Here is a 16945-nt window from a genome sequence, read left to right as displayed (position 1 = left end):
TTATCTTACGTTTAAATTAAACCGTTATCTGGAAAGTGGAATTAAACCGTTGATAGACAACGTGATTGTTGCCTGTTTCGCTAAAGTAGTAAACTTTATCTATTCTACCACTGCGTGTAGCATTTTTAAAGCTAGTCTTTTTTCATTAAAAGGATAGTTGCCATCGAAGCAATCCCTTCCCCACGCCCAGTAAACCCTAGCTTTTCGGTAGTTGTTGCCTTTACATTGACCTGAGAGACATCAGCTTGCAGAAGCTCTGCTACTTTTGAGCGGATTTGCTCTATGTACGGGGCCATTTTAGGCATCTGAGCTATTATCGTGCAATCTATATTTCCAAGCTTATAGCCTTTTGCATCTACTAGCTTCCAAATATACTCGAGTAATTTCGCCGAATCTGCATCTTTAAATTCAGGATCCGTATCAGGGAAATGTCTTCCAATATCTCCTTCTCCAATTGCTCCTAGCGCTGCATCTGTAATGGTATGGAGTAACACATCTGCATCCGAGTGACCTATTAAACCTCTTTCATAAGGGATCGTTATCCCACCTATGATTAATGGGCGGTTATCTGCAAATTCATGTACATCAAAGCCTTGTCCTATTCTTAACAATTTATTTTTCCTCCTGCTTTCGTTTATTTAAAATTACTTCTCCTAACAATAAGTCCTCTTGAGTGGTTACCTTTACGTTATCATAGGTACTCTCCACGATGTGAACATTTCCACCTTGCTTCTCTACTAGCATAGCCTCGTCTGTCCCTAAAAAGGATTCCTGCTCAGCGAGTCTTTCGGCTTTCTCCAATACATCATATTGAAAAGCTTGAGGTGTTTGGATAATCCAAAGACTCTCTCGATCAACCGTTTCCTGTATTATACCATTGTGAACCTTTTTCATCGTATCCTTTGCCCGTACTGCAGCAACTGCTGCGCCAAATTTTTCAGCTGCTTGGACTAGCTGATGAATGATTTCCTGCTGAATGAACGGTCTAGCAGCATCATGCACCAATACAATCCCTTTAGCAGGACTAGCCTTCAAGCCCGCATATACACTATGCTGTCTTTCAGAACCGCCTTCTACAATGGCTGACACCTTTTGGATGGAATATTGCTGAAGCAGCTGTTCTATATATGATTTTTCTTCTTTTTTTATCGCTAAAACAATATGAGCGCAGTCAGGGTCTTGTTCAAAAACTCTAAGCGTATGTATTAAAACTGGTATATTACTTAATTCGATAAAAAGTTTGTTGTGACCTGCTCCCATCCTTTTTCCACTTCCCGCGGCAGGTAAGATTACTGTATACAACATTATTTACGTACCTCCTATATTACAAAGAAAAAGGGTATGCTCCACAAAGGAAACATCCCCTCCTACTTATTTAGTTTCTTGGGGTTTCGCAAAGATCATTCGTCCTGCTGATGTTTGGAGAACACTCGTCACTTCTACATTAATAGCTTGTCCGATATAAGCTTTACCGCCTTCTACAACAATCATTGTCCCATCGTCTAAATAAGCTACCCCTTGATTATGCTCTTTACCATCTTTAATCACAACTACATGCATTATTTCCCCGGGAATAACTACCGGTTTAACGGCATTTGCTAAATCATTAATATTCAATACACGAACCTGATGCAGCTCACACACCTTGTTTAGGTTAAAATCATTTGTGACTACTATGCCGCCCATTTTTTTAGCTAGACGCATCAATTTTAAATCAACTTCTTGGACATCCTCAAAGTCTTCTTCCACTATTAAAACCGCAGTGCTTCTTTCATCCTTTAGTTTGTTTAGAACGTCTAAGCCACGGCGACCTCTTGTCCGTTTAAGTGTATCAGAAGAATCTGCAATATGCTGAAGCTCCGTTAGCACAAATTGAGGGACAACTAGTACCCCTTCCATAAAGCCGGTTTCAGAAATATCAGCTATTCTCCCATCAATGATCACACTTGTGTCTAAGAGCTTGTAAGTCCCCAATGGTAGGGACTGTTCTTCTTCCTCTGCTGTTTTTTTCTTCAATGCAGGGAGCTTAGAAGACGGAGTGAACACGTGTAGCAATTCATCTCTCTTTTTATAACCTACCTGGAATCCTAAATACCCTAAAATGATGGTCAATAGAACTGGAGCAACAGACCGAATGACTGGAAATTCAATACTCGATACCGCTGACCCTAAAAAGAAGGCTACGATTAAACCGATGACCATCCCTAACGTCCCAAACAACAAATCACCAATGGGTGCCTTTAATAGTCTTTCCTCCATCCATTTAATGAAATGAATTAAATAATCTGTTAAAAATAGCGCAGCTACATACAGCATGATTGCTCCGATTAATACAGAAACATATACATTGTTAATAAAAGAGTTGTTGGATAAATTAATCAGTTCATATAAGTGCGGTAAGAATAGCAACCCTAATGTACCACCTATTAATACAAAAGCAATTTGAATAATCCACTTTAACAAATATTCCACCTCCGTTTAAATTTTATTATACTTCCTTTTATGGCTCTATGCCTATTTTGACGTATGAGCAAGGCTAACCAATGCAGCAATACAATACTAGTATCAAAAGTTTACTTATACATAGTTTACATTACCACTCAGAAGTATACGTATTTTAGAAAGCAGGTGGCAGTTCCCCACCACCGTATCTTCTCTATTATTACCTCGAGTAGTTTGTCCTACTAGTCAGTTAAGAAAAAGCTTCCTTCATCACTTCATTTACTGATTCTACACCAATGACCTGAAGTCCCTTTGGATAGTCCCAGCCTCCCATATTCGATGCTGGGATGATTGCTCGTTTAAAGCCGAGCTTTGCAGCCTCTTGCACTCTTTGTTCAATCCTCGAAACTCTTCTTACCTCACCAGTTAATCCGACTTCTCCTATAAAACAGTCAGTTGAAGCAACACCTATATCTCTAAAACTAGAGACAATACTTACTAGGACGGCTAAATCGATGGCAGGTTCGTCTAATTTTACTCCACCGGCAACTTTTATATAGGCGTCTTGTGTTTGAAGTAGCAGTCCCATGCGTTTTTCTAGCACTGCCATTAACAAGGAAATTCTATTTTGGTCAATCCCTGTAGCCATTCTTTTAGGGTAGTTAAAGCTCGACTGTGTGACTAGCGCTTGAATCTCTACTAAAATCGGTCTTGTCCCTTCCATAGACGCGACGATTGCAGAGCCTGCTGCTCCATGAGAACGCTCCTGCAAAAATAACTCAGAAGGATTCAGTACTTCCTTTAGACCCTGTTGTACCATTTCAAAAATAGCAATCTCATTAGTCGAACCAAATCTATTTTTTTGTGAACGCAATATACGGTGATTGTGATGACGCTCACCCTCAAAATATAAAACCGTATCTACCATATGTTCAAGGATCCTTGGTCCGGCGATTTGCCCTTCCTTAGTTACATGACCAACTAAAAAGATCGCAATATTTTTAGTCTTCGCGATACGCATCAGCTCAGCAGTACTTTCACGTACTTGAGACACGCTACCTGGTGCACTCGTTACTTCTGGGTGATGCACAGTTTGTATAGAATCCACGATTACAAAACGCGGACTTACTTGATCGATTGTTTCATTTATCAGCTCTAGATTAGTTTCCGAATAGATATAAAGTTCGTTTGAAGTAACTCCTAGACGTTCTGCTCGGAGTTTCGTCTGGCGGATGGATTCTTCTCCGGAAATGTAGAGGACTCTTTCTCCCTTATTCGCAAGAAGTGCAGAAACTTGTAAAAGAAGCGTTGATTTACCTATACCTGGATCTCCCCCAATTAAAACTAGGGAGCCTGGCACAATTCCTCCACCTAATACCCGATTCAATTCTACTAAATCCGTCTGTACACGAGGCTCATCAATCGTTTCAATAGATATAATGGGCGTTGCTTTTTGAGTGACTCCAGAGGAATGCTGAAAAGAATGTCTAGGCCCCTTAGAAACAACCTCTACCTCTTCCACCATCGTGTTCCATTCTCCACATCCTGGACATCTACCCATCCATTTGGCAGCCTCATAGCCACATGAGTTACACATAAATTTCGTTTTCTTTTTTGCCATATAATCCTCCTATAATAAGAAAAGCATAATCGCCTGTTCTGCCCCGACAGGCAAATGGGGAAAAGCGAGGAGGCAGTTCCTCAGCCACCGGAGCTTTTATCCATTTGACCCGAGGGGCAAGGCGATGAAGCTAGACATCTTGAAAAGCGCAATCGCCTGTTCTGCCCCGACAGGCAAATGGGGAAATGCGACGAGGCAGGTCTTCAGCCACCGCAAACGCTTTTGTTTGCGACGAGCTCGCGCAGGAGCAGTATTTTTCCATTTGACCCGAGGGGCAAGGCGATGAAGCTAGACATCTCGAAAAGCGTATGTCCCTATGTTGCAAAGCTATGTAAAAAAAGGCATTCCGGTGATCTCGGAATGCCTATATTATTAACTTTCTGTGACAGGCTCTGTTGTTCGAACAACAAATTCGTCATTTTCTACATCAAATACTACACGCTGACCCGTTAAGACTTCACCTTTTAACAGTTCCTCTGAAAGACGATCTTCCACATGCTTTTGTAATGCACGGCGCAACGGACGTGCTCCATATGTTGGATCGTAGCCTTCTGTAGTAATTTTATCTTGAGCAGCTTCAGTAAGTACTAGCTCTATTCCTTGTTCTTTTAAACGCTTCGCTAGCTGCTCTGTCATTAATGTCACAATTTGTTTTAAGTGTTCCTTCTCTAATGAGTGGAATACAATCATTTCATCTAAACGGTTTAAGAATTCAGGACGGAATGCTTTTTTCAATTCTTCCAGCATTTTTCCTTTCATATCTTTATAATCCGTTTTTCCAGCTTCTTGTAAGTTAAACCCTACATGTTTATTGTACTTAAGTGCATCTGCTCCAACATTAGATGTCATAATCACTACTGTATTGCGGAAGTCGACTGTGCGACCTTTCGAATCAGTTAATCGACCATCCTCTAATACTTGTAAAAGTATATTGAATACGTCTGGATGTGCTTTTTCAATTTCATCTAATAAAATAACAGAATACGGTTTACGACGAACTTTTTCAGTCAACTGACCACCATCATCAAATCCAACATACCCCGGAGGTGAACCTACTAAACGAGAAGTAGAATGTTTTTCCATGTACTCAGACATGTCTACTCGGATCATCGCGTCCTCGTCTCCAAACATTACCTCTGCTAAAGCACGAGCTAACTCCGTTTTACCTACTCCTGTAGGTCCTAAGAAGATAAATGAACCAATTGGTCGCTTCGGATCTTTTAAGCCTGCTCGAGCTCGTCGAATAGCACGAGAAATAGCATCTACCGCTTCTTTTTGTCCGATTACACGTTCATGTAATTTATCCTCCAGCTTTAACAACTTCTCGGACTCTGTTTGAGCTAACTTGGAAACAGGAATTCCAGTCCACATCGAAACTACAGCAGCGATATCCTCGACTGTAACCTCTGACTCTTCTTTTCCTTGTTTTTCTTTCCAAGTATTTTTCATAGTTTCTAATTTATCTTTAATCTTTTGTTCTTTATCTCGGAAAGAAGCTGCCTTCTCAAATTCCTGGCTTTGCACAGCTGCATTTTTCTCAGAGCGAACAGCCTCTAGCTTCGTTTCTAATTCTTTTAAATTAGGAGGAGTTGTATAGGAGCGAAGGCGAACCTTAGAACCTGCCTCATCAATTAAATCTATTGCTTTATCAGGCAAGAAACGATCTGAAATGTAACGATCAGACATTTTAACTGCCGCTTCTACTGCTTCATCCGTAATTTTCACACGGTGATGTGCTTCATAACGATCGCGTAACCCATAAATAATTTGTACAGCTTCCTCAGAAGAAGGCTCATCAACTTGGATTGGTTGGAAACGACGTTCAAGCGCAGCATCTTTTTCAATGTATTTGCGATATTCGTCTAATGTAGTAGCACCTATACATTGAATTTCTCCTCGAGCCAGTGCCGGTTTCAAGATATTAGAAGCATCAATTGCCCCTTCTGCTCCACCTGCACCGATTAAGGTATGAAGTTCATCAATGAAAAGAATAACATTTCCTGCTTGGCGAATTTCATCCATTACTTTTTTCAGACGATCTTCAAATTCACCACGATATTTAGTACCCGCTACAACAGTACCCATATCTAAAGTCATTACACGTTTATCTCTTAAAATTTCAGGAACCTCATTTTGTACGATTTGTTGTGCAAGACCTTCTGCAATAGCAGTCTTACCTACACCAGGCTCGCCAATTAGGACCGGATTATTTTTCGTACGACGAGCTAATATTTCAATAACACGTGTGATTTCCTTGCTACGCCCTATTACAGGATCTAGCGTACCTTCTCTTGCAATTTGTGTTAAATCGCGTGCTAATCCGTCTAATGTCGGTGTACTAGCAGGAGCGACTCCGTTGTTATTACTATTGCTATGAGATTGATCGGAACTTCCTAATAATTGAAGCACTTGCTGACGCGCCTTGTTCAAGCTTACACCTGCATTGTTCAATACTCTTGCAGCTACTCCTTCTCCTTCACGGATTAAAGCAAGAAGTAAATGTTCTGTTCCAATGTAAGAGTGACCTAGTTTTCTCGATTCATCTACTGAAAGCTCAATGACTTTCTTAGCACGAGGCGTATAGTGAACGATTGGACCAACTTCCTCTGCTCCAGTTCCAACCAGTTCCTCGATCCCTGCCTCTATTACTTTAGGATCTACTTCGATTGCTTCTAATGCTTTTGCGGCAATTCCGCTACCCTCACGGATAAGACCAAGTAAAATATGTTCTGTTCCAATAGATTCATGCTTTAAGCGAATAGCCTCTTCTTGAGCTAATTGTAAAACTTTTTGCGATCTTTGCGTAAATCGATTAAACATCATGCAGGTTCCTCTCCTTTTGTATTATCTTTTTCTCCTTTTTGCAAACGTTCCCTTAACAGCTTAGCTCGAAACATGTCACGCTCCGTGGCATTTAAAGTTGTGCCAGCGTACTTTTGTAAAAAACCAGGCTGCATAAAGATCATACATTCATTTAGGATGGACATATCTATATCCTTAATAAGTCCAATATCTATTCCTAAACGCACATCAGACAGACATCTTGCCGCCTCCTCTGTGGTCATTAGACGAGCATAGGATAAGGTTCCTAGCGAACGGTAAAGACGATCCTCCAATGTATTTGGGGAGTGCTGTAAAAGTGCGTCTCTTGCTTCTCTTTCTTTTTGAATAATTTGTTCTGCTATACTTTGAAGATCAGCAAGTATATCTTCCTCAGTCTTACCAAGTGTCGTTTGATTTGATACCTGATAAACATTGCCGAGCGCTTCACTACCCTCTCCATATATTCCTCTTACGACCATACCAAGCCGAGAAATAATGGTTACGATTCGATTCATTTGCTTTGTTTTTGTTAAAGCAGGTAAGTGCATCATGACAGATGCTCTAAGTCCTGTTCCAGTGTTTGTAGGGCAGCTTGTCAAATAACCAAACTGTTCGTCAAATGCATATGGTAATTCCTTTTCTAATAAACGATCTATTGTATCTGCCCGTTCGTAAGCTTGTTGGATTTGGAGTCCTGGAAATAGGCATTGAATTCGAATATGGTCCTCTTCATTCACCATGACACTAACAGACTCATCTTCTGATAAAAGGACCGATCCCGTATTTGGTGAATTTGCGAGCTTAGGACTTATTAAATGTTTTTCAACCAAGACTTGACGTCCTAGCTCAGATACATCTTTAATGTGCACAGATGTAAAATTTTTCTGTAATTCTTCATCTGCATCTAGCAGTGTGGAGGATACAGATTGGTCAATTTTATGCGCTTCGTCCTCTGTAAATGCTAGAGGGAAGCGAAAACCATTTAGGTTTCTCGCCAAGCGAATTCTGGTGCTCATCACGATGTCAGAATGTTCTCCTTCTCCTTCCATCCAACTAGATCTGGAATTATCTAAAAAGTTCTCAATCGACATGTGAAGCGTCACCTCCTCCGGCAAGTTGCTGTTCAAGTTCTTTTACTTCATCTCTTAACTTCGCCGCATCTTCAAATTGCTCTTGCTCAACTGCCTGCTTCATTTGAGCCCTAATTGCTTCAATTCGTTTCTTTAAAGCTATTTTTTCACCAAGTCGCCCTGGTGCTTTTCCAATATGTGTAGTGTTGCCATTGTGTAGACGTTTTAGGGCTTGAGGTAAATGAGGACGGAAGCTTTCGTAACATGAAGCGCATCCAAACTTACCTTCTTCTAGAAATCTTTCAATAGACCAACCACATTCATCACATTCAAGTGTTTTTTGTTGTTTTTGTTGAACTATCTGATCTGCTTGGTTAAACCAATTAGATAGAAGCTGATGAAGAGATAATGGGTCTTGTTTGTATTCAACATAAAACGGGTGGAGGCTATTGGCACAGACCTCACAATAATGTCTTTCAAAGTGTTCTCCGTTATGCACTTGTGTAACCGTCACTTTAGCTGGCCGTTGTTTACAATTTTCACAAATCACCTTATCAACACCCCGTTCAATTTTCACTTTTTTCGTATTTTAGTGTTAAAAGCATGGCACATAGTATACGTGCTCGCAGCTCATCTCTTGCTGGTAGTGGGATGGCTAAAGTTGTTCTGTCTAGAGCTGCTAAAATTATCTTTGCCTCTCTTTTAGTAATAACATCTTCATCCAATAAACGAAAAACAATATCCTCTGTAGTGGATGCAGATGCTCCTGCTTCCAGACTTTGTATTATATGCTCAATTAATTCAGCTTTTGTGTGGGCTCGAACGCGGAGAATTCGAATATACCCACCACCACCACGTTTACTTTCCACCAAATATCCACGATCCAGTGTGAATCGGGTGTTTATTACATAATTTATTTGTGAGGGTACACATTGAAATTTTTCTGCGATCTCGCTTCTTTTGATTTCAATTTGCCCTCTACTTTCTTGTTCGATAATTGCCTTCAAATAACCTTCAATAATGTCAGATATATTTTTCATCTTCTCTCACCTCTTCTCACAAAAACTGACTTTGACTATCTTTGACTATATTATATAATGAATGTTTTGGTTGTGCAATTGATTTGCCTAGCATAAAAGAAACAAAAAAACTACCAACATTTATTGTCAGTAGTTTTAGGGTGTATCAAAATGAAAACTTATATTCTTATATTTGTGAATTGTATTTAAGCTGTGTAATAAAAATTGTTGGCTCTACCTCAATATCCTGTACTTTGAAAAAGTGATGTCTTTCATACAAATTAAGAGCTGGTATATTTTTTGCTCCGGTAGTAACTGTTATACTCACAGTTTTAGGAGTTGCACTTACAACATGGTGTAACAACTCAGAAGCTATTCCCTTTCTAAAATAATTTGGGTGGACAACTAACCTACAAATGTTTAGTACGTCTCCCTCATATTCATAGGAGATAAAACCAAGTAGGTTCTCCTTATTATACTTTCCTATAAAAATCTCTTTAGATACTTTAATATCCTCGATTGTTTCCTTAAGCTGTGGTATGCCTTCAAAACCGATAATTTCTGCTTCCTTGCGGTAAGCCGGAAGCTGTATTTCGAGCATTTCCTCTGCTACAGAATGTTTTTGGTGATCAATTAATCGAATCATACACACCTCTATTAAATTTTTCTTCTCTTATTAGTTTTTTGGATCTTCGATACTTGCTTCCATTTATCCCGTTCTGTTTTTTGAGCAGCTAAGTTGTTTTTTCGCTCGATATGGGCAAGCTCACGCAATAATTTCACATAGCTTACATATCGATCCTCTTTTAGCAAACCAGTTTGAATGGCTTCTTGAATGGCGCAACCCGGCTCTTTTTTATGCTGACAGTCTCTAAATCGACAGTCGATAGCAAGTTCTTCAATATCCTGAAAACTGTTGCTAATACCCTCGCTAGAATCCCAGAGCTGGAACTCTCTCATTCCCGGGGTATCAATTAATAGTCCCCCTCCAGGTAACAAGGAAAGCTCTCTATGAGTGGTTGTATGACGCCCTTTACTGTCATCAGCTCGAATATCGCTAACCTCCATTACATCCTCACCAGATAGAGCATTGATTAAAGAGGATTTTCCTACGCCTGAAGAACCTAGTAATGCACCCGTTTTCCCGTTGACCAGGAGAGCAGCTAAGTCTTCTATACCTTCTCCAGTAACACTAGATACTGCGAAAACGTCTACTCCGAATGCAATCGTTTCGACTTCACTGATGAAATAATCCACCTGTTCACAAGCATCTTTTTTCGTTAGCACCACGACAGGTGTAGCACCGGAGTCCCAAGCTGCAAGTAGGTAGCGCTCTAACCTTCTTACATTAAAATCATGGTTGAGTGACATCACTAAAAATACATAGTCTACATTCACTGCTACCAATTGAATTTCTGTTGTTGTACCTGCCACTTTTCTTGAGAATTGGGATTGTCTCGGTAGAACCTGTTGAATAATACCTTTATCTTCTCCGGGCATCTGCTCTAAAACCACCCAATCTCCTACTGCTGGATAGGCTTCTCGATTGTGATCAAATTTAAACCTACCCGAAAGAGAGCAAAGCCATTCACCTTCATTAGTAATTACTCGATAAGAATGCTTATGCTCGAGTAAAACTCGACCTACCAACCCATCGTTTGACATCTTTTCTTCCCATTTATTATTCCATCCATACTGTTCGATTAAATTCAATTCAATTTCCTCCTAATTTTCCCATTAAAATATTTGAGTCGCCATTTTTTTAGGCGAATTACTGGGCAACAAAAAAAACCATGATTGCTCGAATCAGCAATCATGGTCTCCCGTTCATTAGTAAAGAAATTTCAAAAAGTATGAAGAAATAAGCTCGATTGTCTGTGTACAATCAAACTAATACCTATTCCGCCTACATTTTAGAAAATAACAGGGTGAGACATCATGAACTTACTGATTCGAATCGAATTATATACAATAGCCATAATGCCTCACCTCTTTCTTTAAGTTAAATTCAGAATACTACAAGTTTTTGAAATATGCAATAGGCAATTACGCCGTTACATCACGTTTTGTAAATGACCAGTAGCTTGTCACTAGGAAAACTGCAAGGTAAATAAGGATTACGACAATAGAGAAGGCCATAGTCATTCCCTCTATTGAGGGATCATTTGCGCCAATGTATTGCCCCAAATTTGTATTAGCAAATAAAATATATTTCGAAGCCTCGATTTTCAGCGCCGCAAGAACTCCTGTAACTTGTACTCCTGTAAACATTAAGAAAATGGATATCCCTATTGCCAATGAGCTAGAACGGAAAACAGAGCCAATCATAAAGGCTAACATACCAATCACAAGTACATTAATTAAAGCTAGAGCAGTTAATAGCATTAACCTACCCCAGAAGGAAACTTCTACAACAGCTCCGTCCACTAGCTCTAACTGGGTTCCTGGTACATTATCAAAGAATATATATCCTAAAATGGTGCCCGAAATAAGAAGAATACCAGTCATTGCTACTGCAAATAAACCAACCGTTAAAAGTTTAGACGTTAGAATTTTCCAACGTTTTACTGGTCTTGTTAATAACATTTTAATCGTTCCTTGAGAAAACTCAGAAGCTACAATACCACCGGCAACGACTACTGTAAGTAGAGTAACAACAGACATCATACTAGGAAGACCAGTGATAAAGCCTTGTGCACTGTCATCAATAATTGGTGGCAGTTCATTATCCATTCTATACTTAGTTATCTCAGGTTCCTCTGCAACGGCCGTCATTTGACTCACTGTTATAGTTTCTCCTGAATCGTCCTGTCCTACTTCCAAGGAATTCATCCATTTAACAAAACCAGCGGAAGCAAGCATTACCAACACGAGCAATATAGCCATTATCCAGGTTGCTTTTTTACTCCATAGTTTTAACCACTCATTTCGTACGAGATTCAGCAATTTGTCCACCTCCTGTAATTTCTAAGAATTGATCTTCTAATGTTTTTCTATTTGGAGTGACGGAATAGATTTGTAGCCCATTCGCAATCATCTCTGCAACTAATGCAGGCACTTCCTCTTTATTAAGTGGGATTACAAAACCGCTTCCTTGAGTCTCCATTGTAATCTCTTTATGTTTAAAGAAATCTACTACTTTCTCTTTTTCAGATGCTTCGATGTAATAATAAGATTTCTGCTGTTCATTTACTTCTTGAATAGATAAAAGCTTTCCGTTTTGAATAACAGCAATCCGATCACACATTAATTCTATCTCTGCTAGTAGGTGGCTTGATACAAAGATAGCTACACCATCTTCTACGGCAATCTTTTTTAAGTACGTACGGAATTCCCGAATCCCTGCAGGATCTAAACCGTTGGTAGGCTCATCTAAAATTAGAAATTTAGGCTTATGTAAAATTGCCTGTGCTAGGCCAAGACGCTGTCTCATTCCTAATGAATAAGTAGATACCTTTTCATGAATACGCTTCTGAAGTCCCACCTGAGCAATTACTTCCTCAATGCGCTCTTTTGTTATATTCTTATTCATTCGTGCAAAATGAACTAAATTTTTATACCCGCTCATGTATTTATACATTTCAGGGTTTTCTACAATTACCCCTACCTTACTCATGGACTCCTCAAAATCCTCAGACAGAGGCTTTCCTTCTATAAAAACCTCACCTGATGTTGGCTTCATAAGACCAGTCATCATTCGTATAGTTGTTGTTTTCCCTGCTCCATTCGGCCCTAGGAATCCAGTTATTTGCCCAGAATACAAGTCTAATGTCAGGTCGTCGATAATTTTCTTTGTCCCGATTACTTTAGAAAGATTTTGTAACCGTACTATTGTTTTTTGTTCCAATTAACTCACCTTCCTTATCTCTAATTTTATCTCTATTAACTTATACGTCTCAAATTTGAATAAGTTCTATAAAAATCTAATTTAATTTGTTTTCCTTCTACTCAGCTATAAATCAAAATAAAAAAACACCAATCCATTTCAATCAGACTGGTGTAATCCCATATCAATTATAAAGATGACAGGCAACAAAATGGCCTGGTTCCTGCTCTTGCCAAATCGGCTTTTTCTCTGCACATATAGACATCGCGTGAGGACATCTTGTCCGGAATACACAACCTGAAGGTGGATTGATCGGACTTGGTAGCTCGCCCTGTAAGATAATCCGTTGACGGGATTCCTCAATATCAGGGTCTGGAATTGGAATAGCCGACAACAATGCCTGAGTATAAGGATGTAATGGGCTTTCATAAAGCTGACTACTTGTTGTTAGTTCAACCATATGCCCTAAATACATTACACCAATACGATCAGAAATATATTTAACCATAGATAGATCATGAGCAATAAATAAGTAGGTTAACCCTTTTTCCTTTTGAAGACGCTGTAATAATTTTACTACTTGAGCTTGTACAGAAACGTCCAATGCAGATATTGGCTCATCTGCTATGATAAATTCCGGATCTAATGCCAGGGCTCGCGCAATTCCTATACGTTGTCTTTGTCCGCCTGAGAATTCATGTGGGTACCTATTAGCATGATCTCGATTTAGTCCGACATCTTCTAACAGCTCGTAAACTCTTTCTCTAATCTCTTTTTTAGAGCTATATAATTTATGAATTTCGATAGGCTCTGCAATAATTTCGAGGACGGTGGACCTAGGATTTAGAGATGCGTAGGGATCTTGGAAAATCATTTGCATTTTCTTCAAATAATCTTTACGTTCTTTATCATTCATTTCATGTACATTCTTTTGTTCGAATAGAACATCTCCATCAGTACGGTTATACAGACCTAGGATAGTACGACCAGCGGTAGATTTGCCACAGCCCGATTCCCCTACTAATCCAAATGTTTCTCCCTTGAGAATATCAAAGCTAATCCCATCCACTGCCTTTAAAGTGCTGCCTTGACCAATATCAAAATGTCTCTTTAAATCCTTTACAGATAATAGTACATTCTCCGTCATATCTTTCCCCCCTAAACGGCATATCTTCTCACAGCACATATCTCTTTTTGTAGCTTGGAGCCCTCTAATACTAAAATTTCCACTGACTTTCCTGTTGAAGGTGAATGTAGTAATTGACCATTCCCATAGTAAAATCCAACATGACGAACTGAGCCTGTGCCTTCGTCATTTGCAAAAAATAGCAAGTCTCCCTTTTTCCATGAAGAAGGTTCATCCTTAGAGACCTCTATACCTTCTATCGCCTGATCACTTGCATCGCGTGGGATAAAATAGCCACACGCCTTTAACATGTTGTATGAAAATCCTGAGCAATCAAAGCCATATGGAGACATCCCTCCCCATAGATATGGTAAGTCTAAGTAGGCTTCCCCCAGCCTCACAGTTTCCTCTAGTGGGAGTCTTGGTAATTGTTCCTTAGATGTAGCATATTGTACATTTTCTTTTCGGAGCAACCCTTCTCCATGTGGCGCTCGAACCTTATAGAAATCATCCGTTTCCGCTAGAACAGGTAGAATTGTATTAAAAGGTAGAATCAGTAATGGTTTTTCTTCCGTATCCCATAACTGGGTTCTTGTACCCTTTACTCGAACAATTCCTTTGTTGCCAGCCTCTACTATTTCTTTCAATTGAGCCAATGGCACCCAACCCGGATAGCCTCTTTCGTCTTTTTTAGAGGGCTGCCAGACTGCAATTATTTTAGCCCACTCGTCCTTTATCTCATCCACAATAACTGGCTCTCCGTAAAGAAGCTGAGTTTGAACACGGTTCTCATCACAAAGGGCTAGTCGCTCCTTGTATGGCAAAGCTTCTAGCCATTCAACAAGTTGTACAGGATTGGATATTCCAGGACCATCTACTTCTCGAGCTGATGCTGGCTCTGTCCAGACCGTCGCAACCTTTACTGCACAAGCCCAATAACTTTTTTCTACTGTCATTTTTGTCCCTCCCCTATTTTAACGCTCGCAATGCCTAGCCCATAGGATTTCGAAAAGGTCATCGTGCTAGCTTGGTAGACGATTCCGCCTGTAACAATGTCCTCCGCCAACATTAAAGGGGCATCAAAATCATAAAAAAGGATATTAGACTGACTCGCTGCCAAATGAGCTGCCGCTGTTATACCTATTTTAGTTTCAATCATACTCCCTACCATACAGGTGATACCATTTGCCTCTGCCAATGTATTAATTTTTAATGCCTGATAAATGCCACCAGATTTCATTAATTTAATATTAATTAAGTCTGCAGCCCGCATTTCTAATACACGCTTAGCATCATAAATCGAGAAAACACTCTCATCTGCCATAATAGGGGTTGCTGTTCGTTCAGTTACGTATTTTAATCCTTCTAAATCCTCTGCAGGTACAGGCTGCTCGACAAACTCAATATTAAGCCCAGCATCTTCCATAGTACCTATAGCACGGACGGCTTCTTTTGCATTCCATCCCTGATTGGCATCGAGCCTTATTTTAATATCTTTTCCTACTCGCTTCCTAATAGCCTCAATACGTTCAATATCATCTTGTATCGTACCTATTCCAACCTTTACTTTCAGTATTTGAAAGCCTTCTCTTACGTAGCGCTCAGCGTCCTCTGCCATCTCAGCTGGTGCATTGACACTCACAGTAAAATCGGTTGTAAGGCAATTTCGATAGCCTCCTAAATATTGATAAAGTGGTAGCTCAGCATATTGACCCAAAAGGTCAAAGATTGCCATGTCAACTGCAGCTTTTGCACTCGTATTTCTGACAAGTGCTTTATGGAGCTTCTGAAAAATTATCTCCTTTTCTAGTAAAGAAAGTCCGATTAGCTGCGGAGAAATAATTTCGTTTATCGCGTATTGGATACTTTCTAATGACTCACCAGTGATCACATGAGTAGGAGGTGCCTCTCCGTAACCTACCTTTCCTTCATCAGAGGTTACCTTCACGACAATGGAAAAAGCAGTGGTAACTGTACGTAATGCTGTTTTGAAAGGTTTGGTCAGTGGAACAGCAACATAAAACGTTTCAATAGCTTGTATTTTCACCCTATCTTCCTCCTACTCTACACCTGGTAATATAGATAACGTTAAGTTCTCTGTATTTAACATACCGTCTACTCCTAATGGAATCGCAAAGTGAGGCTGACAGTGTCCAATAAGAAAACCTTTTACCGCTGGTTTACCTAAGTTCCCTAAGTAATGATCAAAAACCTCATCCATTGTGAGAGATTTTTTACCTCTCCTTGGCTCCGCATCACAGAAGTCTCCAATGACGAATCCAGCAGCGGCATCTAGCTTGCCAGCTAAACGTAGTTGATTTAGCATTCCATCTACCTTATATGGCTCTTCTCCAATGTCCTCTATTAGCAGAAGCTTACGATTGGTATCCACTTCATATTTGGTCCCTATTCCGCTTGCAAGAAGAGAGAGATTTCCACCAACTAGCTCCCCTCGGGCTACCCCAGGAGCAACTATGGATAAAGGAGATATATCCTCTGTGTAGTGTAACTCTATTGGCTGAAACAGCTGATAAAACATTTTTTTGGATAGCTCATTAAATGTACTTTTACCCACGTCTGAAGCTAACATGGGACCATGGAATGTGACAATATCCGAATATAAATTCATTGCACTATGTAAATAAGTGATGTCTGAATAACCCCAAAAAATTTTCGGATTTTCATTCATTAATTGATAATCGATTTGGTCTGCATACCTTGCAGTACCGTATCCTCCGCCAGCACAAATTATTCCATTGATGTTAGGGTCTGCGAACATCTCATGTAAATCCTCTAGTCGCTCTTCATCTGTGCCCGCTAAATACCCGTTAACTTGCTCTACACTTTTTCCCATTCTATAAGATAATCCTAATTCCTCTAAAAACGACAGGGAGCGTTTCAGTTGATCTAAGTTAGGAGGACTAGCTGGAGCAATAATTCCAATTGTATCCCCTTTTTTCAATCTATTTGGTTTTATTTTCATATGTATAATCTCCTTTGTTTTTAAAGAAAAGGGCG

Annotated in this window: 16 protein-coding genes; all 16 read right to left on the bottom strand. The window is 39.7% G+C overall.

Features of this window, described 5'->3' with window-relative positions; genetic code table 11:
• Positions 1–131 precede the first annotated feature (131 nt).
• Positions 132–611: a 2-C-methyl-D-erythritol 2,4-cyclodiphosphate synthase gene (gene ispF, locus MKX96_RS00855; protein ID WP_169359392.1), complete on the bottom strand. Its 480-nt coding sequence runs from the start codon at positions 609–611 to the stop codon at positions 132–134.
• Position 612: 1 nt separating this feature from the next.
• A complete protein-coding gene (ispD, locus tag MKX96_RS00850; protein ID WP_169359393.1) occupies positions 613–1305 on the bottom strand; it encodes a 2-C-methyl-D-erythritol 4-phosphate cytidylyltransferase in 693 nt (230 codons plus the stop codon).
• Between the two features lie 66 nt (positions 1306–1371).
• The gene (locus MKX96_RS00845; protein WP_340881355.1) at positions 1372–2463 is read right to left on the bottom strand and encodes a PIN/TRAM domain-containing protein; all 1092 of its coding nucleotides are present in this window, start codon (positions 2461–2463) and stop codon (positions 1372–1374) included.
• Between the two features lie 229 nt (positions 2464–2692).
• Positions 2693–4063 carry a DNA repair protein RadA gene (radA, locus tag MKX96_RS00840; RefSeq protein WP_169359395.1) on the bottom strand — a complete coding sequence of 457 codons (1371 nt, stop codon included), beginning with the start codon at positions 4061–4063 and terminating at the stop codon, positions 2693–2695.
• Between the two features lie 372 nt (positions 4064–4435).
• Positions 4436–6886 (bottom strand): ATP-dependent Clp protease ATP-binding subunit, encoded by a 2451-nt coding sequence (locus tag MKX96_RS00835; RefSeq protein ID WP_169359396.1) that lies wholly within the window; start codon positions 6884–6886, stop codon positions 4436–4438.
• Positions 6883–7977, bottom strand: coding sequence for a protein arginine kinase (locus MKX96_RS00830; RefSeq protein ID WP_298474074.1), 1095 nt, complete (start codon positions 7975–7977; stop codon positions 6883–6885). The genes MKX96_RS00835 and MKX96_RS00830 overlap by 4 nt, the downstream gene beginning before the upstream one ends.
• Positions 7967–8506 carry a UvrB/UvrC motif-containing protein gene (locus MKX96_RS00825; protein WP_340881351.1) on the bottom strand — a complete coding sequence of 180 codons (540 nt, stop codon included), beginning with the start codon at positions 8504–8506 and terminating at the stop codon, positions 7967–7969. The genes MKX96_RS00830 and MKX96_RS00825 overlap by 11 nt, the downstream gene beginning before the upstream one ends.
• Before the next feature lie 16 nt (positions 8507–8522).
• Complete coding sequence (locus tag MKX96_RS00820) at positions 8523–8996, bottom strand: CtsR family transcriptional regulator (protein ID WP_340881349.1); 474 nt, start codon at positions 8994–8996, stop codon at positions 8523–8525.
• Between the two features lie 166 nt (positions 8997–9162).
• A complete protein-coding gene (locus MKX96_RS00815) occupies positions 9163–9621 on the bottom strand; it encodes a GNAT family N-acetyltransferase (RefSeq protein WP_340881347.1) in 459 nt (152 codons plus the stop codon).
• A gap of 11 nt (positions 9622–9632) precedes the next feature.
• Positions 9633–10640: a ribosome small subunit-dependent GTPase A gene (gene rsgA / locus MKX96_RS00810; RefSeq protein ID WP_445678203.1), complete on the bottom strand. Its 1008-nt coding sequence runs from the start codon at positions 10638–10640 to the stop codon at positions 9633–9635.
• A gap of 381 nt (positions 10641–11021) precedes the next feature.
• A complete protein-coding gene (locus tag MKX96_RS00805) occupies positions 11022–11930 on the bottom strand; it encodes an ABC transporter permease (protein WP_340881345.1) in 909 nt (302 codons plus the stop codon).
• Positions 11899–12822, bottom strand: a complete 924-nt coding sequence (locus tag MKX96_RS00800; RefSeq protein WP_340881343.1) for an ABC transporter ATP-binding protein — start codon at positions 12820–12822, stop codon at positions 11899–11901. The genes MKX96_RS00805 and MKX96_RS00800 overlap by 32 nt, the downstream gene beginning before the upstream one ends.
• Before the next feature lie 163 nt (positions 12823–12985).
• Positions 12986–13948: an ABC transporter ATP-binding protein gene (locus MKX96_RS00795; protein ID WP_340881341.1), complete on the bottom strand. Its 963-nt coding sequence runs from the start codon at positions 13946–13948 to the stop codon at positions 12986–12988.
• An 11-nt stretch (positions 13949–13959) separates the two neighbouring features.
• Positions 13960–14883, bottom strand: coding sequence for a C40 family peptidase (locus MKX96_RS00790; RefSeq protein ID WP_340881339.1), 924 nt, complete (start codon positions 14881–14883; stop codon positions 13960–13962).
• Positions 14880–15974, bottom strand: coding sequence for a mandelate racemase/muconate lactonizing enzyme family protein (locus tag MKX96_RS00785; protein ID WP_340881338.1), 1095 nt, complete (start codon positions 15972–15974; stop codon positions 14880–14882). The genes MKX96_RS00790 and MKX96_RS00785 overlap by 4 nt, the downstream gene beginning before the upstream one ends.
• 12 nt (positions 15975–15986) lie before the next feature.
• Positions 15987–16910 (bottom strand): S66 peptidase family protein, encoded by a 924-nt coding sequence (locus MKX96_RS00780; protein ID WP_340881336.1) that lies wholly within the window; start codon positions 16908–16910, stop codon positions 15987–15989.
• Positions 16911–16945 lie beyond the last annotated feature (35 nt).

The organism is Psychrobacillus sp. FSL W7-1493, from assembly GCF_038004905.1.
Classification (GTDB): domain Bacteria; phylum Bacillota; class Bacilli; order Bacillales_A; family Planococcaceae; genus Psychrobacillus.
Note: the sequence above shows the minus strand (reverse complement) of the source record. Positions and strands in the feature narration are given on the sequence as shown.